The sequence below is a fragment of the Sulfurimonas indica genome (assembly GCF_009192995.1).
In the GTDB taxonomy this organism is placed as follows: domain Bacteria; phylum Campylobacterota; class Campylobacteria; order Campylobacterales; family Sulfurimonadaceae; genus Sulfurimonas; species Sulfurimonas indica.
Window position 1 is genome coordinate 60,307 of sequence record NZ_SDID01000006.1, and the last position, 24,994, is coordinate 85,300.

General features: G+C 37.5%; 24 protein-coding genes. 13 read left to right on the plus strand and 11 right to left on the minus strand.

From position 1 onward, the window contains the following. Positions 1–8 precede the first annotated feature (8 nt). Entirely contained in the window at positions 9–1,973 is a 1,965-nt protein-coding gene (locus ES948_RS04080) for an EAL domain-containing protein (protein WP_152183667.1), read from the plus strand. Here the strand turns inward: ES948_RS04080 and ES948_RS04085 are convergent. Next, the gene (locus ES948_RS04085) at positions 1,965–2,984 is read right to left on the minus strand and encodes an alanine racemase (RefSeq protein ID WP_152183668.1); all 1,020 of its coding nucleotides are present in this window, start codon (positions 2,982–2,984) and stop codon (positions 1,965–1,967) included. The genes ES948_RS04080 and ES948_RS04085 overlap by 9 nt on opposite strands. Before the next feature lie 15 nt (positions 2,985–2,999). Between ES948_RS04085 and ES948_RS04090 the strand changes: the two genes are divergently transcribed. Further along, on the plus strand, positions 3,000–4,019 hold the full coding sequence (locus ES948_RS04090) for an agmatine deiminase family protein (RefSeq protein WP_152183669.1): 1,020 nt from the start codon (positions 3,000–3,002) through the stop codon (positions 4,017–4,019). On the opposite strand, the gene ES948_RS10835 is transcribed toward ES948_RS04090, so the two are convergent. After that, a complete protein-coding gene (locus ES948_RS10835; RefSeq protein ID WP_188109447.1) occupies positions 4,005–4,160 on the minus strand; it encodes a hypothetical protein in 156 nt (51 codons plus the stop codon). The two genes, ES948_RS04090 and ES948_RS10835, sit on opposite strands and share 15 nt — an antisense overlap. 127 nt (positions 4,161–4,287) lie before the next feature. On the opposite strand from ES948_RS10835, the gene ES948_RS04095 reads away from it, so the two are divergent. The 4 genes from ES948_RS04095 (at position 4,288) to ES948_RS04110 (ending at position 11,213) form a co-directional block, all read left to right on the plus strand. Next, on the plus strand, positions 4,288–6,312 hold the full coding sequence (locus ES948_RS04095) for a TonB-dependent receptor (RefSeq protein WP_152183670.1): 2,025 nt from the start codon (positions 4,288–4,290) through the stop codon (positions 6,310–6,312). Between the two features lie 82 nt (positions 6,313–6,394). Next, the gene (gene ispG / locus ES948_RS04100; protein ID WP_152183671.1) at positions 6,395–7,450 is read left to right on the plus strand and encodes a flavodoxin-dependent (E)-4-hydroxy-3-methylbut-2-enyl-diphosphate synthase; all 1,056 of its coding nucleotides are present in this window, start codon (positions 6,395–6,397) and stop codon (positions 7,448–7,450) included. 1 nt (position 7,451) lies between these two features. After that, positions 7,452–9,929 (plus strand): replicative DNA helicase, encoded by a 2,478-nt coding sequence (gene dnaB, locus ES948_RS04105; RefSeq protein WP_152183672.1) that lies wholly within the window; start codon positions 7,452–7,454, stop codon positions 9,927–9,929. Continuing rightward, positions 9,930–11,213, plus strand: coding sequence for a ComEC/Rec2 family competence protein (locus ES948_RS04110; protein ID WP_152183673.1), 1,284 nt, complete (start codon positions 9,930–9,932; stop codon positions 11,211–11,213). Here the strand turns inward: ES948_RS04110 and ES948_RS04115 are convergent. Genes ES948_RS04115 through ES948_RS04125 form a run of 3 tightly spaced genes read right to left on the minus strand, consistent with a single transcriptional unit; the run spans position 11,157 to position 14,170 of the window. Beyond that, positions 11,157–11,984 (minus strand): YihY family inner membrane protein, encoded by an 828-nt coding sequence (locus ES948_RS04115; RefSeq protein ID WP_152183674.1) that lies wholly within the window; start codon positions 11,982–11,984, stop codon positions 11,157–11,159. The two genes, ES948_RS04110 and ES948_RS04115, sit on opposite strands and share 57 nt — an antisense overlap. A gap of 4 nt (positions 11,985–11,988) precedes the next feature. After that, on the minus strand, positions 11,989–13,374 hold the full coding sequence (locus ES948_RS04120) for an FAD-linked oxidase C-terminal domain-containing protein (RefSeq protein WP_152183675.1): 1,386 nt from the start codon (positions 13,372–13,374) through the stop codon (positions 11,989–11,991). 1 nt (position 13,375) lies between these two features. After that, positions 13,376–14,170: a plasminogen-binding N-terminal domain-containing protein gene (locus ES948_RS04125; protein WP_152183676.1), complete on the minus strand. Its 795-nt coding sequence runs from the start codon at positions 14,168–14,170 to the stop codon at positions 13,376–13,378. Between the two features lie 101 nt (positions 14,171–14,271). Between ES948_RS04125 and ES948_RS04130 the strand changes: the two genes are divergently transcribed. Both ES948_RS04130 and ES948_RS04135 read left to right on the plus strand, forming a co-directional pair. Continuing rightward, entirely contained in the window at positions 14,272–15,459 is a 1,188-nt protein-coding gene (locus ES948_RS04130; protein ID WP_152183677.1) for a M23 family metallopeptidase, read from the plus strand. Beyond that, positions 15,452–16,024, plus strand: coding sequence for an NUDIX hydrolase (locus ES948_RS04135; protein WP_152183678.1), 573 nt, complete (start codon positions 15,452–15,454; stop codon positions 16,022–16,024). Before ES948_RS04130 ends, ES948_RS04135 begins: the two co-directional genes overlap by 8 nt. Here ES948_RS04135 and ES948_RS04140 read toward each other — a convergent pair. The 4 genes from ES948_RS04140 to ES948_RS04155 form a co-directional block, all read right to left on the minus strand. Continuing rightward, positions 16,008–17,855: a primosomal protein N' gene (locus ES948_RS04140; RefSeq protein WP_152183679.1), complete on the minus strand. Its 1,848-nt coding sequence runs from the start codon at positions 17,853–17,855 to the stop codon at positions 16,008–16,010. The genes ES948_RS04135 and ES948_RS04140 overlap by 17 nt on opposite strands. 13 nt (positions 17,856–17,868) lie before the next feature. After that, positions 17,869–18,309: a prepilin-type N-terminal cleavage/methylation domain-containing protein gene (locus ES948_RS04145; protein ID WP_152183680.1), complete on the minus strand. Its 441-nt coding sequence runs from the start codon at positions 18,307–18,309 to the stop codon at positions 17,869–17,871. Then, positions 18,296–18,742, minus strand: coding sequence for a prepilin-type N-terminal cleavage/methylation domain-containing protein (locus tag ES948_RS11145; RefSeq protein ID WP_281346797.1), 447 nt, complete (start codon positions 18,740–18,742; stop codon positions 18,296–18,298). Before ES948_RS11145 ends, ES948_RS04145 begins: the two co-directional genes overlap by 14 nt. A 137-nt stretch (positions 18,743–18,879) precedes the next feature. Next, positions 18,880–19,359 carry a type II secretion system protein gene (locus tag ES948_RS04155; protein ID WP_152183681.1) on the minus strand — a complete coding sequence of 160 codons (480 nt, stop codon included), beginning with the start codon at positions 19,357–19,359 and terminating at the stop codon, positions 18,880–18,882. 322 nt (positions 19,360–19,681) lie between these two features. Here ES948_RS04155 and flgB point away from each other — a divergent pair, with 322 nt between their 5' ends. Genes flgB through ES948_RS04175 form a run of 4 tightly spaced genes read left to right on the plus strand, consistent with a single transcriptional unit; the run spans position 19,682 to position 22,690 of the window. After that, on the plus strand, positions 19,682–20,113 hold the full coding sequence (gene flgB, locus ES948_RS04160) for a flagellar basal body rod protein FlgB (protein ID WP_152183682.1): 432 nt from the start codon (positions 19,682–19,684) through the stop codon (positions 20,111–20,113). Next, complete coding sequence (gene flgC / locus ES948_RS04165) at positions 20,113–20,607, plus strand: flagellar basal body rod protein FlgC (protein WP_152183683.1); 495 nt, start codon at positions 20,113–20,115, stop codon at positions 20,605–20,607. Before flgB ends, flgC begins: the two co-directional genes overlap by 1 nt. A 15-nt stretch (positions 20,608–20,622) precedes the next feature. Then, positions 20,623–20,922, plus strand: coding sequence for a flagellar hook-basal body complex protein FliE (fliE, locus tag ES948_RS04170; protein WP_152183684.1), 300 nt, complete (start codon positions 20,623–20,625; stop codon positions 20,920–20,922). A gap of 7 nt (positions 20,923–20,929) precedes the next feature. Beyond that, complete coding sequence (locus ES948_RS04175) at positions 20,930–22,690, plus strand: peptidoglycan D,D-transpeptidase FtsI family protein (protein ID WP_152183685.1); 1,761 nt, start codon at positions 20,930–20,932, stop codon at positions 22,688–22,690. Here ES948_RS04175 and panC read toward each other — a convergent pair. Continuing rightward, positions 22,667–23,488, minus strand: coding sequence for a pantoate--beta-alanine ligase (gene panC / locus ES948_RS04180; RefSeq protein ID WP_152183686.1), 822 nt, complete (start codon positions 23,486–23,488; stop codon positions 22,667–22,669). The genes ES948_RS04175 and panC overlap by 24 nt on opposite strands. Positions 23,489–23,550: 62 nt before the next feature. On the opposite strand from panC, the gene prfB reads away from it, so the two are divergent. Further along, positions 23,551–24,648: a peptide chain release factor 2 gene (gene prfB / locus ES948_RS04185; protein ID WP_152183687.1), complete on the plus strand. Its 1,098-nt coding sequence runs from the start codon at positions 23,551–23,553 to the stop codon at positions 24,646–24,648. On the opposite strand, the gene ES948_RS04190 is transcribed toward prfB, so the two are convergent. Continuing rightward, positions 24,645–24,968: a hypothetical protein gene (locus ES948_RS04190; RefSeq protein ID WP_152183688.1), complete on the minus strand. Its 324-nt coding sequence runs from the start codon at positions 24,966–24,968 to the stop codon at positions 24,645–24,647. The two genes, prfB and ES948_RS04190, sit on opposite strands and share 4 nt — an antisense overlap. Between the last annotated feature and the right edge of the window lie 26 nt (positions 24,969–24,994).

Genomic DNA, 24,994 nt, shown 5'->3' on the forward strand with positions numbered 1-24,994 from the left:
GTAATCCAATGGAAAAATATCTAAATCATAAAATCCTCTATATTGTTCCATCTATTTTTCTACTGGTTGTACTCCTGAGAATTTTTTACAGTTATAACGATACACAGCTGCAGATTCAAGAGTTTGCAAAAAAAGAGGCACAGGTTTTAAAATCTCATGCAATGGTGCATAGAAACTATTACCAAAAACTCTATTTTGATAAAACGATTCCTCTCAATCAAGAGACTCTAAAAGGGCTACCGGCTTACAGTTCTTACTATATCAATAAATCCTTTTCACAGAACAACCCCTTTGCCATCAGCTTGCAAACAGTCTCAGACAGAGCAAGAGACCCAAAAAACCAAGCGGATAAAGAGGAGCTAAAAGCCATCGAGTACTTTAAAGAACATCCTATGGAAAAAGAGTACTTTAGCAGTGAGAATCCTGACTACTATCAATATGCATCTGCTTTGATCATGGAGTCAAAATGTTTGCAATGTCATGCTTCCAAAGAGAAAGCTCCTGCATTTATCCAAAAACGTTATGACAAAGCATATGACTACAAGCTTGGAGAGCTTCGAGGCATACTAAGCATTAAACTGCCAAAAGAGAAACTCAACAACTACTTTTTTCACCACTTCATCTATTCAGTCATTTATGACATCATCGCCTTTTTAATTCTCTTTTTTATTATCTATACTATCGCAAAAAAATCAAAAAAGATAAATACTTTTTTACGTCAAACAATCAGAATGCAAACAAAAAAGCTCAAAGAGACACTTGTACGTGAGCGACTGACTGGTCTGCCAAACAGATTACAGTTTTTAGAGGACATTAATAACACCCAAGAGAAAAAAAATAAACACCTTGCCCTTATAAACATTGACAGTTTCAAAGATATCAATGATTTTTACGGACATAATGTCGGAGATGCTTTACTCATACTCTTAGCAAAAAAAATTGATGCTTTTTGCAATGATAAACACTCAATAGTCTACAAGTTGCCTAGTGATGAGTATGCTGTCTTTAGCTTATGGAACATCGATACTGATACCTTCATAAAAAAAATCTTAAAACTGCTACAGGAGATTCAAAAAAATGAGTACCTTATTGCCAATAATGCTATCTTTATAACTGTCAGCTGTGGTATCGCTTCCAACGAAGATGACCTGATCATAAAAGCAGACATGGCACTGCAGGTCGCAAAAAATGCAAAAACAAATCTTATCATTTATGACAATCTTGTAGACACGACAGAGATAGTAAATAAAAATATACAAGGGGTATCGCTACTTAAAGATGCCATTGTCAATGATAAGATTCATCCTTATTTTCAACCTATCTACAATCTCCACACAAAACGGGTGGAGAAGTATGAGTCACTTGTCAGAATTATCACACAAAGTGGTGATGTTATCACACCCTACAGTTTTTTGGATATTGCCATCAAATCAAAACTCTATCACCATATCACACATATCATGATAGAGAAAACATTTGCTTTTTTTGAAAAAAAAGAGGAGTATGAATTTTCAATCAACCTCTCCATAGATGATATCCGCAATGAGAGAACTGTTCATTTTATTTTAGAAAAACTCGCTGCCTATGCAACACCACAAAGAGTTGTTTTTGAAATTTTAGAGAGTCACGAGATAGAGAACTATGAAGATATTAAAAACTTTATCAAAGAGGTGAAACAGTATCAGGCGAAAATCGCTATCGATGACTTTGGAAGCGGATACTCCAACTTTTCTCATGTTTTGGAGCTCAATGTTGATTATCTCAAAATTGATGCCTCTCTCATCCGAAATATAACCACAAATGAAAATGCGCAAAAAATTACACATACCATTGTATCTTTTGCGAAAAACATTGGTCTTGAAACAATTGCAGAGTATGTTGAAGATGAAACGGCTTTGGAGTTACTCTCTGACTTAGGTGTAGATTTTATTCAAGGATACTATATCGGAAGACCTGCACCGCTCTTACTCTAAAATAACTCTTTTAAGATAGGGTTTAAGCGCGGTCAATATCTCATAGCTGATACTCCCCGCTGCACGTGCTACCACTCTTGCATCATTAAAAATCAAAAGCTCCTCTGCAACGGATAAAAAAGAGCTGTTATCCATGGAGATTCTGCCAAGCAACAAGATACCCTCAGGTGTCTCATACCTGTTAGAACAAGCTCGTAAAAAACCGTCGCCATACCCAAAATCATAATTTCCCACTTGACACTCACGTGAAGTTGTATAGCTAGCACCATATCCTATGCATACACCCTTGTCCAGATGACGTGTTGAATTTCTCTTTGCATAGAGCGATAATACAGGTTGTAAGGCCTCTGCATCAACATTTCCAGAGAGCTCCAAACAACCATAGGCAGCGATACCTACGCGTACCATATCTTCTGTAAAATCATCCGTTTGAAAAAGTGCTGCAGAGTTGGCAGAGTGAAAACGAAGCCTTTTCATTCCAAATGCTTCTGCCAAAGCTGTTACTTCTTTTTTGACCTGCGCAAAATTTTTATTTTGTTGTTCAAAAACAGACTGATCTTCATCAGCACAACTGTGGTGGGTAAAGACAGCCTCTAGTTCTAACTCTTGTTTTTGTATCAAGAAAAATGCCTCACGCAGCTCATCCATCTCAATACCGTTTCTATTCATACCTGTATTTACTTTTAATTCTACTTTTGTCTTTTTGGGAAACTTTGAGATGGAGTCTAAATCATTTATCGTATAACAAATTTTCGCACTCTTTTCTTGTGGAGTATCTGCCAAAACCAAAATATAATCAAAAAATTCTTCAATCTCTTTTGCTTCAACATAGGAGCGGACAACAGCTCTGCTTATACCGTACTCCTGTGCCATAGCTGCCATCTCACGCAAACCATGACCATACGCATTATCTTTTAAAACAAGTGCTATTTTATCTTTGCCTTTGCTTCGTTGTGCAATAATATCTAAGTTGTTGAAAAAATGTTGTTTATTCAATGTTATGTAAGCCATAGGAAATTATACAGTATGTTTGAGAAAAAACGATTAATCGCAGAGTTTGAAGAACAAGGTTTCACACAAATCATCTTTCCTCACGCACAAACAGATTGGGCACCTTATCTGCGTGAGGCACAGAACTGTTTTATAGATATTATCAACACAATAAAAGAGTTTCAAAACTGTCTCGTTATCTGTGCAGATAAAGAAGCGACACAAAAACATTTTGCATCGCATAAAAATCTTTTTTTTACAGAGTACGCAACTGATGATACATGGGCAAGAGACTGCTCTACTTTATGTGTGAGAGAAAACGGTAAGACAGAACTGCTTGACTTTACATTTAATGCATGGGGAGAAAAGTTTGAAGCAGACAGAGACAATGCAATGTCTCAAACAATCAAAGATATCTATACACTGCCTGTGCAAAAGCTAGACTTTGTCCTAGAGGGTGGTGCTGTTGAGAGTAACGGCAAAGACACTGTTTTGACAACAGCAGCATGTATGCTCAACCCTAACCGAAATCCAAAGCTCAATAACATCCAAATCACACAGAACCTAAAAGAGTATTTTGGAGCAGAGCATATACTTTATCTTAACCATGGATATCTTGCCGGTGATGATACCGATTCACATATCGATACACTTGCCCGTTTTATCAATGAAGATACCATTATGTACGTACAATGCAGAGATAAAGCGGATGAACACTATAAAGAGCTGCATTTGATGGAAGAAGAGCTCTCAATGATAGCAAAAGAGAGAGGGCTCAAACTCATAGCCTTACCGATGCCTGATGCACTTTACTATGAAGAAGAGCGACTGCCTGCAACCTATGCAAACTTTTTATTTGTCAATGGTGCTGTACTTGTCCCACTTTATAATGTAGCTCAAGACAGGGAAGCTCTTGAGGTTTTTAAAAAAACATTTCCAAAAAGAGAAGTTATCGGCATTGATTGTTCTACACTTATCCGTCAACACGGTTCACTGCACTGTGTAACAATGAACTTTGCAAAAAGTGTTGGTCTGCAGGTCTCACTCTTTTTTTAGATTCTCTATTCTGCCGGTCTTATTTTCATCTGCCTTTTTTTCACTGTTCAGTATCGCCATACCACTCATAATTAGATAGGTTGCCAAGGCAAATCCTAATGCAATGGTGATTGTTTTTTGTATCTTTTCACTTTTACTCATAATGCAATTTTAGCAGAATTTTTTCTTTTATTAACACTTTATTAACACTTCTTTTACTATTATCAATAAAGAAATCTTATCTCAAAGATTTAGAATTATTATTTAAGATAAAAACAAGGGAATTATAATGAAAAAGACACTTACTCTCTCGCTTCTAGCTGTCTCAGCTCTCTACTCTGCTGATGTAGCTTTAGAACCCATTAATGTTGAAGCAACAGTTGTAACTGATGTCGCACAGAAGGCACAAACTTCTGCTGATCTTGCTCAGGCACTCAGTGACAATGTACCTGCCATTGATATGTCACGTCGCAGTGCCATTGCTAATGATATCCTCATTCGTGGACAAAAACGTGACAACATCACAGTAGAAGTTGACGGAACAAAGGTTTATGGTGCATGTCCAAATAGAATGGATCCCCCTGCTTCTCACGTTGTAGCAAATCAGATTGATAAGCTAGAAGTTATCGAAGGACCATATGATGTTACTTCTTTTGGAACACTCAGCGGTGGTGTAAAAATAAGCACAAAAAAACCCTCAAAAGATTTCAAAGGCTCTGTTAATCTTGGTTTTGGTTCATGGAACTACAAAAAATTCGGAGCAACATTCAGTGGAGGCAATGACATTATCCGTATGATTGCAACAGTCTCTACAGAATCAGCTGATCAGTATCATGATGGAAATGGTGACTCTTTAGCACAGCAAATTGACAAATACCAAGCTGCCAACTCAACAACACTCACTGGTTCAAAAGACCCTAGATTACAACCTGCTTATTATGATATGCCGGCTTATACTAAAAATAGTGCGATGGCAAAAGCTTTTATTAAAACATTTGAAAATCAAGAACTGCGTCTAAGCGTTACAGCAAACAGAAGTGATGATGTTCTTTATGCAAACTCCAAAATGGATGCTATTTATGATGACTCAAATATCTACAGTGTAGAGTACAATATCGACAGTATCAGTGATACATACAAAAATATCAACTTACAATATTATCACTCTGATGTTGACCATCCAATGGGTACAGATTATAGAATGTCTTCGTTAAATACAGGCATAGTAGTGACAAACTGGCTCACCACCAATATGGATGGAATTAAACTCAAAAACAGTTTTGATATCAACTCCTACCAACTTCTTCTTGGTCTTGATGCAAGTAAACGAAAATGGGACGGACACTATGAAAAAAATGGCTCAGCAGCAGCAATTGGTTATAGAAAAAGTATTGATAATGCAGTAACAAAGAACAGTGCACTTTTTGCAAAACTCGATAAAAAATATGGTTCTTTTAATCTCTCCGTCGGTGCGAGAGTGGATGATACCATCATTACAAATGACAGCTACCAGGATAATAACTATCACTCTGTGGGGGCAAATATTTTAGGGACATATCATATCAATAAAGAGAATAAGATCTTCTTTGGTATTGGACAAGCTTATCGTGTACCAGATGCTAGAGAGCTCTATTTTTTAGGTTCTACGGGTAATGAAGTAGGGACTCATGATTTAAAAGATACTACAAATCAAGAAATAGATTTAGGCTATGAAGCAAATACTGCTAACTTTCAATTTAAAATAAAAGCTTTCTACTCAAAACTCAAAGATTATATCTACTATCACAAAGATGCAGACAATAATGCATCTACTCTAGATGTACATGCGTTTGAAAATATAGATGCATACATTTATGGTGGAGAAGCAACTGCTTCTATCTATCTCACAGATGATATGAGTGTTGATATGGGAGTTTCTTATAAACGTGGTAAAAAAGACAAAGCACTTGCCGGACAGACAAATACAAACTTAGCAGATATGGCACCACTGCGTGGAAATGTGGCACTGAACTATGAATATGCAAATAATTCTATCGCAACACTTGAAGTACGTGCAAGTGACAGATGGAACACAATCGATGACGAGAACGGTGAACAGGTTCTTGCTGGCTGGGCAATCTTAAATGCAAAAGTAAAACATGCGGTTAATAGAAAATTTGACCTTACTGTAGGTGTAAATAATATACTTAACAAAACATATGCACAGAGCAATACATATGCAGACCTTATCTTAGTCACTGGCGGTACAACAGATGTAATGTTGATGAACGAACCAGGTCGCTATATCTACACAAATCTTGATTTTAAATTCTAAAACCCTTGCAAAAAGTCTGCCTTATAAGCAGACTTTTTTCCTCTAAAGCACTTCTTCATATAAAAAAAGATAAAATCTCTCTATGATAAAGAGATACCCAACCAAAAAAATTTATGTCGGAGATGTTACAGTCGGTGGTGATGCACCTATCTCTGTTCAGTCTATGACCTATTCAAATACACACGATGTTGCAGCAACAGTGGAGCAGATAAATCGTCTGCATTTTGCAGGCTGTGACATTGTCAGAGTAGCAGTACCTGATATGGAAGATGCACTTGCGCTTAAAAGCATAAAAGAGCAGATCTCTCTACCACTTGTTGCAGACATCCACTTTAACTATAAACTCGCACTCATTGCTGCAGAGTCAGTGGACTGCATCCGTTTTAATCCTGGAAATATCAGTGATAAAAGCAAGATAAAAGAGATAGTAAAAGCCTGCAAAGAGAGAAACCTGCCAATCCGCATCGGCGTCAATGCAGGAAGTTTGGAAAAAGAGTTCGATAACAAGTATGGTCCTACGGCAGAAGCGATGGTGGCTTCAGCTGAGTATAACATCAAGTTTTTGGAAGATTTGGGATTTGATGATATTAAAATCTCGCTCAAAGCAAGTGATGTACAACGTACAGTCGATGCCTATCGAATGCTGCGCCCTCGTAATAATTATCCTTTTCACTTAGGAGTTACAGAAGCGGGCACTATCTTTCATGCAACAGTAAAAAGTGCCATTGGCTTGGGTGCACTTTTACTTGATGGTATCGGTGATACTATACGAGTCAGCATCACTGGTGAGCTTGAAGAGGAGATAAATGTCGGTCGTGCAATCCTTAAAGACAGTGGAGCGATGCCTGATGGGCTCAATATCATCTCTTGTCCTACCTGTGGTCGTATAGAAGCAGACTTAGTAAGTGCAGTTGCTGAGATAGAACAACGTACAAAACACATTAAAACTCCACTGAATGTTTCCGTGATGGGATGCGTTGTCAATGCCATCGGTGAAGCAGCTCACGCAGATGTCGCCATCGCCTACGGTAAAGGAAAAGGACTTGTTATGGTCAAAGGGGAAGTCGTTGCAAACCTTGATGAAAAAGAGTTGGTTGACTGTTTTGTCAGTGAAATAGAAAAAATGGCAGGAGAATAAAATGCAAGATAATCTCTACAATTTAGCATTTGAGCGTTCAATTCTAAGTTCTATCATTTTCGAGCCAAGCCAGTTTGATGAGCTAAGTGTCATACTCAACAAAGATGACTTCTACCTTCCTGCGCATCAAGATATATTTCAAGCGATGTTGACTCTTTTGCAAAAAGACCAGCCAATCGATGAAGAGTTTATAAAAAAAGAGCTGATTCGTGCAAAGAAATTTGATGAACAGGTAATGCTTGAGATTTTAGCTGCAAACCCAATCTCTAACACCAAAGCCTATGTCGATGAGATTAAAGACAAATCGCTAAAACGCCATCTCTTAACACTCACAACAGAGATAAAACGAGTAACCGTAGAAGAAGAGCTGCCATCTGTAGAAGTCGTTGACATCGTAGAAAAAAAGCTCTATGAGATCACTCAGGATAATCAGACAAGTGACTTCAAAGACTCTCCAAAGATGACCTTTGACACGATGGAGTACATCAAAGAGATGAAAGCACGTGGCAATTCTGTACTCGTTGGGGTAGATACCGGTTTTAAAGAGCTAAACAAAATGACAACTGGTTTTGGTAAAGGTGACCTTGTCATCATCGCTGCACGGCCTGCGATGGGGAAATGCCTTGGACGAGGTACAAAAGTTGTCATGTATGACGGCACACTCAAAAATGTTGAAGATGTTGTTGTTGGTGATGAATTGATGGGTGATGATTCAACACCAAGAAGAGTCCTTTCACTTGCCCGTGGTCGTGAAAAAATGTACTGGGTACGTCAAAATAAAGGTATAGACTACCGTGTCAACGAATCACATATTCTCTCACTCAAACGCTCACGTAACGAAGGCAAACACAAGCATGGTGATATTTTAAACATTTCCATCAAAGAGTACAACAAAAAAAGTAAAAAATTCCACTCAAACTATAAGGGTTATAAAGTAGCCATTGATTTTCCAAAAACACAACTTCCTGTTGATCCATACTTTTTAGGAATTTGGCTTGGAGACGGCACTGTAAGCAATGTTGGTATCGCTACACAAGACAAAGAAGTTGTTCACTTTTTAGAAGACTATACAAAAAAACTCTCTTTGCAAGTAACAAAACAACACAATAACAAAGAGAAATGTCCTATATATTCCATTACAGCAGGGAAAAGAGGTATATCAAAATACAAAGACAACTCTTTACAAAAAAAACTGCGTGATTTGGGTGTGCTCAATTGTAAACATATTCCACATGACTATTTGCGAAATTCACAAAAAAACAGATTAAAACTTTTAGCCGGTCTTATCGACAGTGACGGTTATTATGATGACAAACATCACGTATTTGAAATTGTCCAAAAAGATGAAAAACTAGCGCAGCAAATTAAATTTTTAGCTGATTCTCTGGGCTTTCGTGTTTCACTGAAGACAAAAAAAGCCAGAATCAAAAAAATAAACTATGTATGTGATGTCTATCGACTCAGAATTTTCGGTCATCTTGATACTATACCAACTAAAATTGCCCGTAAAAAAGCAAGAAAACTACTCTCAAAAAGAGAACATCTTCACACAGGCATAAAAGTTGAATATGACAAAGTCGATGATTACTATGGCTTTGTTCTTGATGGGAACCACCTCTTTTTGCTTGAAGATATGACGGTAACGCACAATACATCTTTTATTTTAAATACGGTAAACAATCTTATCAATCAAGGCAAAGGTGTCGCCTTTTTCTCACTGGAAATGCCGGCTGAGCAGTTAATGCTACGTCTGCTCTCCATTCAGACATCTATTCCTCTACAGAAATTACGTGTCGGTGATATGAATGATGACCAGTGGAGCTCACTCAATGGTGCCATTGACAGAATGAACTCGGCCAAGCTCTTTGTTGATGATCAGGGAAGTGTCAATATCAATCAACTTCGAAGTAAACTTAGAAAACTCAAAAACAAGCATCCAGAAATTGAGATAGCCGTGATTGATTACCTCCAAATTATGTCAGGGATCGGTAACCAAGACAGACACCTCCAAGTAAGTGAGATCTCACGTGGGCTTAAAATGCTTGCTCGTGAGCTTGAGATGCCTATTGTTGCGCTCTCACAACTTAACCGTGGGCTTGAAAGCAGAAATGATAAACGTCCGATGCTCAGTGATATCCGTGAGTCTGGTTCGATTGAGCAGGATGCCGATATCATCCTTTTTGTCTATCGTGATGATGTATACCTCTACAAAGAAGAAAAAGAGCGAGAAAAAGCAGCACGTGCAGAAGGAAAAGAGTTTACCTCAACCTATGTTGAAAAAGAGGAAGAAGAGGCTGAGATCATCATCGGAAAACAGAGAAACGGTCCAACAGGCCATGTAAAACTCATCTTTCAGAAAAAACTTACCCGTTTTGTTGATGCACCAAGCTTTGCCCAAGCTGTTGAGACAGTCTATGAAAATGTCGATACAAAATCAGCTCAGGTTGATGTCCCACAAGTTGAGATGCCACCTATCTAGATGGCTTCTTTAGAGAGAGTTGAGCTGTTAAGCTCAAGAAAGGATTACCTCTATCTTCTTACTCTCTTTATCCTACTTTTTACAACTTCTCTCTCCTATGAATATTACAAATACAAACAACTCACAAAATTTGACTCTCAATTAGTAGACGCGACAATCCTCAAACAATACACAAAAACAAAAGTTACAAAAAAAGGCAAAACAAAAACCTATCAGGTGTTAAAGATAAAAAGTTTTGATGGTTTTACTTTTTATTCAACAGCCTCTAAAAATCTGCCAAACTATAAAGACAAAAATATTCTCCTAGAGGTATGGGCAGGAAAAATTACTTTTTTAGAGTACCTCAAAGGCTTCTTTGCCTTTAGTAAAATTTTGGAAATTGATACGAAAAGTTCTATAAAAGAAAACATTACCACTGCTATTACCCAAGCTCATGCAGAGAATGATGCAAGCGCTATCTATCAAGCACTCTATCTGGCAAAGTCACTACCATACCACCTTCAGCAGACTTTTTCAAACCTTGGTATATCACATCTTATCGCCATAAGTGGCTTTCATCTTGGTGTACTCTCAGCACTTCTGTATTTTCTTATTAAATACCCTTACAGACTTTTACAAAACAGATACTTTCCCTATAGAAGTGCACAACGTGACACTTTTTTCATTATCACTTTTGTTCTGCTTACCTATATGCTCTTTTTAGATGTACCACCATCACTTCTGAGAGCTTTTGCAATGCTCTGTACCGGATTTATACTCTATGAGAAAGGTATCAAAATCATCTCACTGCAAACACTATTACTGACTTGTTTATTACTCATTGCCTTTTTCCCAAGACTGCTCTTTAGTATTGGTTTTGCTTTAAGTCTCAGCGGTGTTTTTTATATCTTTTTGTTTCTTATCTATTTTCAACAAAGAAACAAGCTATGGCAATTTCTTCTGCTTCCTTTTTGGGTCTATCTGATGATGCTACCATACTCTTTAGTCATCTTTGGAAATTTCAGCCTATATCACCCACTCTCGATTCTTTGGACATCACTCTTTACTCTTTTTTATCCACTCTCTATTTTTCTTCATTTGATTGGATTTGGAGATCTGCTTGACTCACTGCTTATCTCTTTACTGCAACTCAATCCTCACGCAGTGAAAATAGCAGTTCCAAATATAGTCTTATATGGGGAGATTTTTCTCTCGCTTTTGGCTGTTTTTAAAAAAGAAGCACTTTATCTACTGCTTTTTTATTGCCTCTGTGTGTTTATATACTCGATCTATCATATAACATAACTTCAGACCGTAGATAAAGATAATCCAAGAGACATAGATCCATAAAAACAAAAACATCACAATCGCAAAAGAGCCATACATCGTAGTATAGGATTTGTTCAAAAAAACATAGTAGATAAAAGCATTTTTACTTGCACTAAAGATGATGGAGACTACAAATGAACTGATTGCTGATGCTTTTGGATTTACTTTGGCATTTGGGCCTATTTGAAATATCAAAAAGAAAAGCCCCCAGATAATCAAGTACGGAACAAGTGGCAAAATATTGAGTCCGGAAGTGAGCGAATTCGAAGCCATCAGTGCTGCAATATAGCCTGTAATATAAAAAGAGATACCAAGGGCAATTGGCGTGAGCGTAAGCATTGTCCAGTAAGTTGTTATGCTCTCCCAAAGGGTTCTTGATTTTGCATGGAAAATCTTATTGGCTATATACTCAAAGTTTTTAAAAAACATCAGGGATGCAACAAGTATCATTAAAAGCCCAAAGGCTCCCATTTTCGCAGAGTTTGCCACAAAACTGTCTATATTTTTCATAATAAGCTCAGATTGTACCGGCATCAGATTTGAGAAGATAAAATTTTTGATATTTTCATAATGTTCTGCAAAACTCGGCATGGAAGTGAGCAGTGTCAGCACTATTAAAAGCAGAGGAATGATAGTAAAGATAGTATAAAAACTAAGGCTTGCTGCAAAAAGTGTCAGCTCTTTATCTACAAAAGCCAAAACAAACTGTCTGACCTCTTTGTAGATTTTTCGAGCTAAATGATGCATCGTCTTAATCAAGTCCCATTTTTGCAGGGTTTAAGATATTATTTGGATCAAAGGCTTTTTTAATGGATTTAAAAAGTTCCATCTCGGCATCAGAGAAAGCCATTTTCATATATGGTGCTTTTGCAAGTCCTATTCCATGCTCACCTGAGAGTGTCCCACCTAGGTCAACTGTCGCTTGGAACACCTCTTCAATCGCTTTATAAGCGATTTTCACCTGCTCTTGGTCACTACCGTCAACCATAATATTCGTATGCACATTTCCATCACCCGTATGTCCAAAACATGGGATTTTTACACTGTACTTATCAGCTATGGCATAAAACTTCTCTAAAAGTTCTGGTAGTACCGCACGCGGAACAGTTACATCTTCATTAAGTTTTTTACTTCCGTAAACTGAGAGTGCAGGAGAAGCATTACGACGAGAAAACCAGATATCAGCCGCCTCTTTTTCATCTTTTGCACGACGGAATTCAGAACATCCGTTTTCTTTAAAAACCTTTTCAATCTGGTCAAGTTGGAAGTTCAGATCATCTTCCAAATTGCCATCAACATCAGTAACCAAAAGAGCACCGGCATCTACTGGTAGTCCTTTATGAAAGGTCTGCTCAACTGCACGAATCGTCAAGTTATCCAAAAACTCCATAGCAACCGGTGTAATTCCACTTGCCATTGTTTTATAAACCGCTTCCATTGCATCATTTACCGTTGGAAAGATTCCCATCGCCGTTTTCGTCAGTTTCGGCTTTGGAATAAGTTTGAGAGTTATCTCTGTTAAAACTGCCAAAGTTCCTTCAGAAGCTATTAAAATACCTGAAATGTTATAGCCTGCAACATCTTTGATAGTTCGCTTTCCAGCTTTAATGACATCACCATTTGGGAGTACTGCACGTGTTGCCATGACATAGTCTTTGGTAATTCCATACTTTGCAGCACGCATACCACCGGCATTTTCACTTACATTGCCACCTATAGTCGAATAATCCTGAGATGCCGGATCCGGCGGATAAAAAAGCCCTACCTCTTCAACTGCACGTTGCAGATCCATATTGATAACACCGGGTTGCACGATAGCAACCATATTTTTCATATCAATCTCAAGGATTTTATTCATATGTTTTTCAAAGCCCAGTACAATACCGCCGGAACTCGGCAGTGCCCCACCAGTAAAACCTGAACCCGCTCCACGTGGAACGATAACAATTTTATGCTCATTACAGTACTTTAAAATTTCACTGACATCCTCTTCATTCCGAGGAAAAAGTACAGCATCAGGTTCAAAGTGCTCACGTGTCGCATCATAAGAGTATGCAATTAAATGTGCTTTATCACTGTAGATATTCTCATCACCTACAATAGTTTTAAAATGTTCTAAATGTTTTGCTTCAATCATACTATTTTCCTATCTTAAATTCAGTAACTAAATCTACTAACTCTTTATGACTTTTTACTATCTCATAGAGTGCTTTGTTCTTTTTATTGTTCTGCACTAAAAGCTTATAATAGTGCGGAGCATAATTCTCCATCTCATCACTCCCTTCACCCCACCAAGCAGCATCGATTTTTGTTACACGTGTATAAAAAGGTGTCTGTTTTTTCTTGGCTTCAAAAGAGGCATCTGTAATATTTAAAATTGTAAAACTCTTAATGTCCACTGTATAGACTTTTTTATCCAAGTAGATAAAAAGTAGTCCAACACTTGCAGCATTTGCAAAACTCGTAAAATCTTCCTGAAGCGGTGTCGGATGCCCAGCAAAAGAGAGTACCGTTGCAAAAAGGTCTGGATGTATCCACTGAATACGCACACTTTTTGAGATTTGATGATATATCTCTTCAGTTGGAGCGATTAAGAGCGCACGAGAGTACCCAAAAGCAAGCTCTACCGTATCACCGACTTCTGGTTTATACTTTCCATATGGCAGAGAGTTGTTTCGGAGTGCATTAAATTCACTCATTTTAATTGTTGCAATTTTTTTGGCTTTATCATATGCCATAACTGTTGCATTTTTCAAAATCACACTGTGCTCGGGTGTGATATGATGGACTACAAAACCACTCACTCCTACATCAATATGGTCAATCTCTATCGTAGCAAGTGCTTTATCATTGTCAACAGTAAGAATTGGGGCTTTCATCACAGCTGCCATCATCTGTGAAACCATCAAAATGAGTAAAATCGTATATTTCATTGTTCAACTTTCTATTAATATAGTGCGATTATATCAAACAAACCTCATATTAATCAAAAATTTGATAATCTTTGCACATTATTTATTTCAGGCTAATATTAATGATACGATTTTTCATACTTTTTTTACTGGCAACATCCCTCTTTTCTTCCGTTGTGGAAAGGTATAGATGGATAAACGGGGAAACCTATCTGATCTTTTTAGAAAATCACAATCTTCCTATTCGAGAGCTCTATTACAACCTTGACAAAGATGACCAAAGACTTACAGAAGAGATGCGTGCTGGAGTGCATTATCAAATTTTAAAAGATGATAATGGTCTAATAGAACAGATCCTACTTCCACTCAATGATGAACTGCAAATCCACATCTATAAAGATAAAAACTCTTACAAATTTGAAGCCATCCCAATTATCAGTACCACCAAAACAGAAGCCTTCAGTACAATAATTACGAGCTCTCCAATGTACAATATTTTAAAAGAGACAGGGAGTAAAAAGCTCGCTCAAATCTTTGTTGCAAGTTTTAAACACTCTCTTAATTTTAAAAATGACATCCGCAAAGGCGATAGACTTGTAATGATCTATGAACAAAAGTACCGTCTAGGACGCCCTTTTTCCATGCCTACACTCAAAGTTGCCATGATAGAGATGAATCATAAACGCCACTATATCTATCTCAATGATGATGGACGTTATTATGATGAAAAAGCACATGAAGTTGAAGGGTTTTTACTCGCTCGTCCTGTTCGTGGTGCGCGTATTTCATCCTATTTTACCAAAAGAAGATGGCACCCGGTTCTGCATAAATGGAAAGCCCATCTAGGTGTTGATTACGCCGCCCGAAGAGGAACTCCCGTGATAGCTGCAGGAAGCGGGCGAATTGTCTATGCTGCACGGCTTGGTAGCTATGGAAACCTTATAAAAATAAGACATAATGACGGTTATGAAACACGCTATGCCCACCTAAAATCTTTTCGTAGAGGCATACATCGTGGTAAATATGTCAAAAAAGGACAGACCATTGCCTATGTAGGCAATACCGGCCGTTCAACCGGTCCACATCTGCATTTTGAACTTAGAAAACGCGGTCGTGCCATTAATCCACTGCGTGTTGTACAAGTTACAACAAAAAAACTCAGAGGCAAAGAGAAAAAAGCATTTTTACGTCTGAAGAAAAATTATGATGAGAGTGTTGAACTTCATCTGGGCAACCAAACACCTTTTCAAAAGCTCCCACCATTTGAAAATATCTCTTACATTCATTTCATGGACAAAAACAATGGATAAAATAGAGTCTATCCAAGAGCTCAAAGAGACAAAGTTCATCAAGCCCATAGAGATAAACTATATTCAAAAAGGCATTAAAAAACGATGGGAGGCTGTTATCAGTCATGATAGTGTTGCAGTGCTTCTTTACCATAAAGAAAAAGATGCTTTTATCCTTGTAAAACAGTTACGGGTAACAGTACTCAATAAAAATCCTGATGATGGTTATATGTATGAACTCTGTGCAGGTATCGTTGATAAAAAATGCTCAAATGTTCAGATAGCAAAAGAGGAAATCTTAGAAGAGTGTGGTTATGATGTGCCACTGGAAAATATTGAAAAAATCAGCTCCTTTTATACCTCTGTTGGCATATCTGGAACACATCAGACACTCTATTACGCACAAATTGATGAGAGTATGCGAGTAAATGAGGGTGGCGGGATTCATGATGAAGAGATAGAGGTTATCAGCATAGCATATGAAAATGCAAAAGATTTTCTTTTTGATGAGTCCTATCAAAAAACAACCGGTGTCTCTTTAGCTTTTTACTGGTTTTTCAACACAAAACTCAAGCAAACTCTATAGGATCCATATCCACTTCTGCCAACGGTACCATAGAAGCACGTACAGCTTGTATAATATCAGTACTTTTAGCAGAACGTAGCAGTATCTCATAACGATATTTATTCGCTACTTTCTCAAGCGCACATTTTTTTGCACCTACAATCTCTAACTCTTGAAAATTTCGCAATTTTCCTTCCATCTCACGCATAGCTTCTTGTGCTTTTTGGGCATTTTTATGTGCAAAAAGAATGCGGCAAAGTTTCTTATATGGAGGATAGAGTTCTTGGCGAAAGAGTTTCTCCTCTTCTAAAAAATCTTCATATCTCTCAATATAGGTACGAAAAAAATCCTCATTAAAACTCTGCACTATCACTTTTGCATCTTTGGAACGACCACTGCGCCCTGCTACTTGAATGAGTAATGAGAGCGCTTTTTCACGAGCTCTGTAGTCTGGCATACTTAAAAGATTATCCATCCCAAGAACAACTGCTAAAGTTACATCATGATAATCATGCCCTTTACTAAGCATCTGCGTACCGACTAAGATATCACTCTCTTTATCATTAAAACGCTTCAATATTTTTTTTAACTTGGCAGCCGTAGTGATAGTATCTCTGTCAAACTGTTCAAGTTTTGCACTTGGCAAAAGCTCTGCTATGATATTCATAGCCTCGGCAGTTCCTAGTCTTGAACTGACAAGATGAGAAGAGTGACACTCAGGACAAACCTGTGGTATTGCCTGTGTAAAATTACAGTAGTGACATTTCAGTGCACGTGAGTGTTGATGCAGACTCATTCCAACAGAACAGAATGCACACTCAAAGGTATATCCACAATCTCCACAAATCAAATACTTAAAATTTGCACGAGTGGGTAAAAAAACAATGGATTGCTCTTTTTTTTCATAAACCTCACGTAAGTGACTCTCGATTAAAGGTGTAATCTCTTCAGTATGCGCTTCATAGATAAACTCTTTTTTTGAACTGAAATGTCCACCTTTGAGCCTAATGTGAGGAAATTTCACATAAGAACCAAGTGATGGTGTCGCACTTCCAAGCACTACAGGTATATCATAGATCTTTCCCATATAAATTGCAATATCACGTGCATTGTAACGTGGTCGCGCGGATGATTTATAACTCTCATCATGCTCTTCATCCACAACTATAAGCCCTAAATCTCTAATAGGTAAAAAGAGAGAAGAACGCGCCCCTGCAATAATCTTTGCTTTACCACTTCTTATCTTCTCTTGTGCTTTTCTTTTTTGTAAAGGGGTGAGTTTAGAGTGCCAGATAACAAAATGCCCACCGAAATGTTCTTGCAGTCTGTTAGACATCTGCGGTGTCAGAGAGATTTCGGGCATTAAGAAAAGTGCTCTCTTATCCTCACCTAAAACCTCTTCAAAATATTTCATATAGATTTCTGTCTTACCGCTACCGGTATCTCCAAAAAGTAAAGAAACCTTATGCTGTTTTAAAAAGTTGAATGCATTTTCCTGTCTTGAAGAGAGTATGATTTTAGAGTTCTCAAAACATTTCTGCGTATCTTCTTGTTGTTCTTCTTTCTCTTGAAATGGAACCATCAAAGAAAAAGCATCACCAAGTGAACAGATATAATATGAAGCAATAAACCTCGCAAGTTTCATCTGCTCTAAAGAGTAAAAAAGATCCAGAACTTCTAAAATCTCATTTGTTTCAAAGTCTGGTTTTTGGGTTTTTTCAATGACAACACCCTTTTTTTGTCGATTATTAAACTCTACTACGAGAAGGGTACCAGAAGAAATATTATCAGAGCTTGAATAAGTAAATGGCTCTAAAGGAGAACCTATGATAGAGATTTTGTAGTAATACAATTTTTATTATTTATTAGTTTACAAGATTATCACAGATAGCAGGCTGTGCAGCACTTAAAGTGAATTTTCCTGCACCGTCATAAGTGAAAGTACAATCCTGCCCACCTACACGAAATACATACGTATTGATTGCTGCTCTTCTCCAATGCCCATCTGTATTTCCGGATGAAACACCATAGAGAAGGAGGGTATGATTAGCATCACTCCCTGTAAAAAGTGTCGTATTGTTATCACTCAACTGTGGAATCCAGCTAGAATCTCCTTTTATGAGTCTACTTTGACGCTCCGTCATAATAGCTGAACGTATGGCAGAAATATCAGAACGCCCTTTAGCTATCTGTGCATCTGTTCTTGTAGCTGCAAATTTTGGTATTGCTATTGCTGCCAAAATCCCTAAAATAACGATGACAAACACCATCTCTATCATCGTGAAAGCTTTTTTAGTATGTAACATTCGTTCCCCTTAGTTTCATTGGATACTTTGCAGCATCTATTGCAGATTGAAGAGCCAAACACTTAGTATCATTTCCAGCGGTACCTAAAGAGATGGTTAAATTATCATCTGTAGTACCTGTCAGTATTTCTAATGTTAAACAATTACTGACACTTCCCATCGCGATAACAGCTTTTTTTGTAGTAAGTGTAGCATAACCTGAAGATTCTAAAACCTTCATTCCCTTCGACATAAGTTTTAAATCATTTTCTGTTTTCGCATTTGACATCGCATAAGAAGCTATTTCCCCCGCACCAGTCATTATATTATCTGCAACTTTAGAAATCTCTGCATCTGTTCTAGTTGCTATTAACTTTGGAATAGCAACAGCCGCTAAGATTCCTAAAATAACTATAACAAAGACAAGTTCTATCATCGTAAATCCATGTTTCATTCAATTTCCCCTTTAAATAAACATGCACAATAGTAACATAATTTTAATAAGTAAAATTTGAAATTAATATTTAGAAGACAGGTAAAGAAGAGAGTAATTCTCACTCTCAAAGAGTGAGAATTTCATATAATATTGGACTAGTATGTTACACTTGTTCCGCCAAAACTATGAACCTTTGCTGTACCATCTGCAGCAGAAATATTATTTTTTAATGCAGCGGCTTTAGCACCTACACAAACAGGGTCAGTTCCTGCTGCCAGTGCAGTAACAGTCAAGTTTCCATCAGTCGTAGTATCCAACTGAAAACATCCTTGATTAGCATTAGTAGTACCCGCATTAAGGAATGCTGAAGCAGTAATAACTGTAGATTGTGTTGTACCACCTGCTGCTGTTTGAAGCGAAACATTCGTTACATCAGACCAATTCGTTGGCCATGCACCATTTGCAGTCCAATATGCACCCGCATCACTAACCACAGTTGCGATATTTGAAGACATTTTAGATACACCTGCATCCGTACGTGTCGCTGCAAGTTTTGGAATAGCAACTGCTGCTAAAATACCTAAGATAACGATAACGAAGATCAATTCGATCATTGTAAAACCAGCTCTTTTCATAAGAACTCCTTGTAATTAAAAAATTTGGACTACTCTTGTAATCTTAAAGACTATTATGAGACTATTTTTATTAATATTTCCTGAAAAGTAGTAAACTTCATCTAAGTTCACCGAAAACTCGCCATATTGTGATACATTTAATTCAACAAAAAAGCACTGATTCTTCTTGAAAGTGAGATTTTAGCCTTGTATTTTAGGCTTTAAAGTCACATATAGCCCAGATTAAAATCTGGGTTCCAAAGAGTTGTTCAGGTTACAGCGATTAATTAATAATTGGAATAAAAATTGCTTGTTTAGTGTTACATCTCAACAAGGAGTATTTATGAGTATTGAAATCTCTAAAACACATGGTCTCTTAGCACAGGCTATGGACTATCGTGCAGCTCGTCAAGATATAATAGCATCTAATATTGCCAATGCAGATACTCCTTATTATAAACCGCGTGATGTTCGTTTTGAAGAAGCACTGATTGCTAAAAAAAATGAACTTTACAAAGAAAACTCACATCAACTGAAAATGGCTCGTACGAATGCGAAACATTTAACACCAAAAGAAGAAGGAAGTGCTTTACAACCGACATTATATTTCCGAGATGGACATATGGCACGTAATGACGGAAACTCAGTGGATTTGGATGTTGAAACAACAGAGATGAGTAAAAACTCTATCATGTTCAATGCCCTTGTAATGGCAAACAAAAAAGATTCAGCAATTTTTACAAGTGTTATTGACGCTTCTGCAAAGGTTAACTAATGAGTGATTTTTTAAACAGTTTTGATATCAGCGGATATGGACTCTCTGCGCAACGTGTTCGAGTAAATGCAATATCTAGTAATATTGCCAATGCGCAAACCACACGTACTGATGAAGGTGGACCCTATCGTCGTAAAGAGGTCATCTTTAAAGCAATCAACTTTAATGATGTATATAATGATATGTTGGCTGATAAAACAAAAAGTGCAGCATATTCAGATCCATTGGATGAAAATCAATTTGGCAAAAAGGTAAATCCTGCTATAATGAGTGTTATAGTTGATAAAGTGGTACGTGATGATGCAAAACCACTTATGAAGTATGAACCAAACCACCCTGATGCAGATGCGAACGGTTATGTAGCCTATCCAAACATTAACCCTGTTGTGGAAATGGCCGATTTGGTAGAAGCAACCCGCTCTTACCAAGCTAACGTTGCAGCATTTCAGAGTGCAAAAGATATGGCAAATTCTGCGATATCTTTACTGCAATAATTTATGGAGAAAAGCATGAGTAATATAAATGAGATTTCATCAACATCTACTGCTGATTTACTAAAACAAAAAGAGTCTTTAGCAAAAACAGGTGGTGAAGCTTTTGCCGAGCACCTCAAATCTGCTATCAATGAAGTCAATGATATGCAAAAAGAGAGTGAACAGGCTATTGCAGACTTAGCGACGGGGCAGGTAAAAGACCTCCATCAAGCAGCTTTAGCGATTGGAAAAGCAGAAACAAGTATGAAACTTATGCTAGAGATCAGAAACAAAGCACTGAGCGCATACAAAGAGATAGGTAGAACACAACTCTAATAACTTAATGGTCAATCGAAACAAATCAAAGAAAATTCTCCTTCTCTATCTTCTTATATCTTTAGCATTTATAGCATTTTTAAGTGTTATTCTTTTTACTGTTGTCAAAAGCCGTCATATTCCATCACTCTATACAAAAGAGTCTTCACGTGCACAGCGAGGCACTGTTATCTCTGCAGATGGTTTCCATATAGCTACAACAAAAAAACTCTACAAAGCAGTCGTTGATACCCGTTATATTGACCCACAAAAAAGAGAACTTTTTATAGAGCTCTTTAGTATCTACTCCGGTATGACATCAAAAGCCATTAAAAAACGTCTCTCGCGTCGCAAAGGTGTAGTAGTTTTAAGTTACAACATTCCTCAAATTCAGGCACAGTACCTTAAAAAGCTCTCTTATGAGCTACGCCGTTTTAAAGTTTTTCTAGAGCTGAAAAACCCACGAACAGGACTGCGTTCCATTCATGGTTTGAGTATCATTGAGAGTGGAGAGAGTCGCAGATACCCTTATGGCAATCTTCTTACTCCGATTATCGGGTATCCTCACAAAGTAGAAGACAACGGTTACACGGCCATCAAAGGGGTAAAAGGGCTAGAGAAAAGATTTGATGCTGATTTAGCTGCTCGTCAAGATGGTTTCTCACGTGGCAAACGTGATGTAAACGGTTACATCATCCTCAATAAAGAGAGTTTTACAAAACCAAAGATAAATGGTTTAGATATTAAGTTAAGCATTCCTGTCGCATTGCAGATTCGTATAGAAAAACTGCTTGACACTATGAAAATAGAACTCAATGCAAAAGAGATTATGATAGCCATTATGGATTCACACACAGGAAGAGTTTACAGTATGGCTAGCTCAAACAGATATCTTCCAAAGTCAATTAGAAAAAAAGACTACCCTTCATTAAACTCGGGAATGATTGAGTATAGTTTTGAACCGGGAAGTGTTTTAAAGCCTATCACTTTTTCTCTTCTGCTTGAACATAAACTTGTAAATCCTTATGATCTGGTCAATGGCCACAACGGTCGTTTTAAGATGGGAAGAAAAGTCATCACAGATGAGCATAAATTTGATTGGTTGAGTGCTGAAAATGTCATCGTCTACTCATCAAACATTGGGATTGCACAACTTGCACAAAAGCTCTCAGGATATGAGTTTAACAATGGTCTTAAAAAGTTTGGATTTGCACAAAAGTCCACACCTGATCTTATCTATGAAAAAGTCGGCTTTATTCCATCTTCAAAACGATTGGAAAATGAGATATACAAAGCAACATGTGCATACGGTTATGGGATTCGTTCAAATCTCATGCAGTTAATGCGAGCATACAGTGTCTTTAACAATAACGGGAAGATGGTAACACCGCAGATTGTCACTGGTTATATTGATGAATATCATCAAGAAAAAAAGATAGAACCTTTTGAAGAACAGCAGGTCCTACGAGGAGCTACTGCCCAAAGAGTGAAAAAAATCCTTATCAAAACAGTCAATAAAGGAACAGGAAAAAAAGCCATCACGCCTGGTTTGGAAATTGGTGGTAAAACCGGTACTGCACATATTGTTGAAAAAGGCAAATATGTAAGAAAATACAATACTGCCTTTATCGGATTTGCCAATGACAAAACTCACAACTATACAATCGGTGTTATCGTTGTCCAACCAAAAAAGAGCCAGTTCGCTGCCCAAACTGCCGTTCCTGTTTTCAAACAAGCAGTCGATGTTATGATAGAAGAAGGATACTTAGAGCCAAATATTGTCGAGTAAGCGTGTATCGCCGACTAAAGCCTCAACGAGTATAATGCTCTCCCCTATCACAACCTCATCAATTGGCTCAAACTCACGTGAGAGTATTGCAACATAACCTATCTCAAGTGGTTCTAAGATTTTTAGCATCTGCTCTTTAATCTCTGCGACATTCACTATGCCTCGACTTACCATTTTTGAAGCCTCATAGAGTGACTTTGGAATTTTGAGTGCTTCTTGCCTCTGCTCTTTTGAGAGATAGACATTTCTACTACTCAGTGCAAGACCATCTGCATCTCTTACTGTATCAACCGGGACAATATTCACGTCCATAAAGTACTGTTTTATCATTAACTCAATTAAGTTGAGTTGCTGTGCATCTTTTTTTCCAAAGTAAGCATTTGTCGGGTTTACTATATTTAAAAGCTTCATCACAACACGCAGTACTCCACTGAAGTGTCCTGGACGTGTTGCACCCTCTAGTACATAACCTCTAACATTTGGAGCGACAATCTTTACTTCATCTTCAAAATAGAGCTCATCAGCTTGCGGCATAAACAAAACATCAACACCTGCAAGCTCACATATCTTTTTATCTGCTTCATCACGACGAGGATATTTATCTAAATCCTCTCCCGCTAAAAACTGTGTAGGATTGACAAAAATGGAGACTACAACTACTTCATTATTTTTTTTAGCCTCTTTGATAAGTGTGATATGCCCTTCATGGAGTGCTCCCATAGTTGGTACATAGCCTATGGTTTTATTCTCATTTCTCAGATATGCTTTTAATTCCAATGCAGAGGAAATAGTCTTCATTTTAAGTCCCAATATAATATAATGGTGCAATTATATCAGAGATTTTTTCATATAGGCTAAGCATGGACAATTACGAATATACAGAACTTTTAAAAAATATTACAACTAAGATGCAAAATATTACAGATGTTGTAGAGCCACAAAAAATCGAGTCTCGTCTGCGTGAGATAGAAGAGCTTGAGAACAATCCTGAATTTTGGAATGATGCAGCTCGTGCCGCAAAGATTCAAAAAGAAAAAACCCAGCTCTCACGCAAACTTGAAAAGTACAATATTGCAAAATCTGCTGTAGAAGATGCCAAAGAGCTCTATGAGATGGCAAAAGAAGAGAATGATGAAGAGTCTCTACAGGCTCTTTATGATGATGCTCCACAGTTAGAAGAACAGATTCGTGCTATGGAGATAGAAGTACTACTAAGCGGTGAGAGTGATGCCAATAATGCTATTTTGTCTATCCATCCCGGAGCTGGTGGAACAGAGAGCCAAGACTGGGCCGCAATGCTACTTCGTATGTATAAACGCTGGGCTGAAAGACATGATTTTAAAGTCGAAGTACTGGATTATCAGACAGGAGAAGAGGCAGGCATTAAAGATGCTACTATTCTTATCAAAGGTGAGAATGCTTATGGATACTTAAAAGTGGAAAATGGCATCCACAGACTTGTTCGCATATCTCCATTTGATTCCAATGCAAAACGTCATACTTCATTTAGTTCTGTCATGGTCTCACCTGAAATCGATGATGATATTGATATTGTTATCGAAGATAAAGATATCCGTATTGATACCTACCGTGCAAGTGGTGCTGGTGGACAGCATGTTAATAAAACCGAATCTGCTATTCGTATCACACATATTCCTACAGGCGTAGTTGTACAGTGCCAAAATGACAGATCTCAGCATAAGAACAAAGCAACAGCACTGAAGATGTTAAAATCACGTCTTTATGAGCTGGAACTTGAAGAACAAAAAGCCAAAGAGGCAGGCATTGCCAAGAGTGAGATAGGTTGGGGACATCAGATTCGCTCGTATGTCATGCAGCCTTACCAGCAGGTCAAAGATACACGTTCTAATGAAGCCTACTCTAATGTAAGCGCTATTCTTGATGGAGATATAGACAAGATGATAGAAGGTGTCTTAATAGCGACAAATCGTTCTTAGGACTCTTCCTTTTTTAAAAAACTATATGCTAAAAAGAGTGCTCCGAGTATCATAGAAAAAATTGTCAGATACTTCATCTGCTTTTTTCGTGTAGCTTGAAGTGCTTTTGAAATGTGAGAAGTATCCACTTGCTTTTTGACCTGTTTAGTATTACTACCGACAACATTTGCCTGCATACGTGCTAAGTTTGCAGCAGCAATCTCATTTGCACTCATTGCTTTTTGAGGTGTTACCCAAAAGTTTATCACAAATCCAGCTATTAACAACAGTGCTCCAACTACTCGTATTATCTCTTTTTGATGTTTTTTAAAAAATTCCAAACTATCGTTCCTTTTTTTGCTATGTG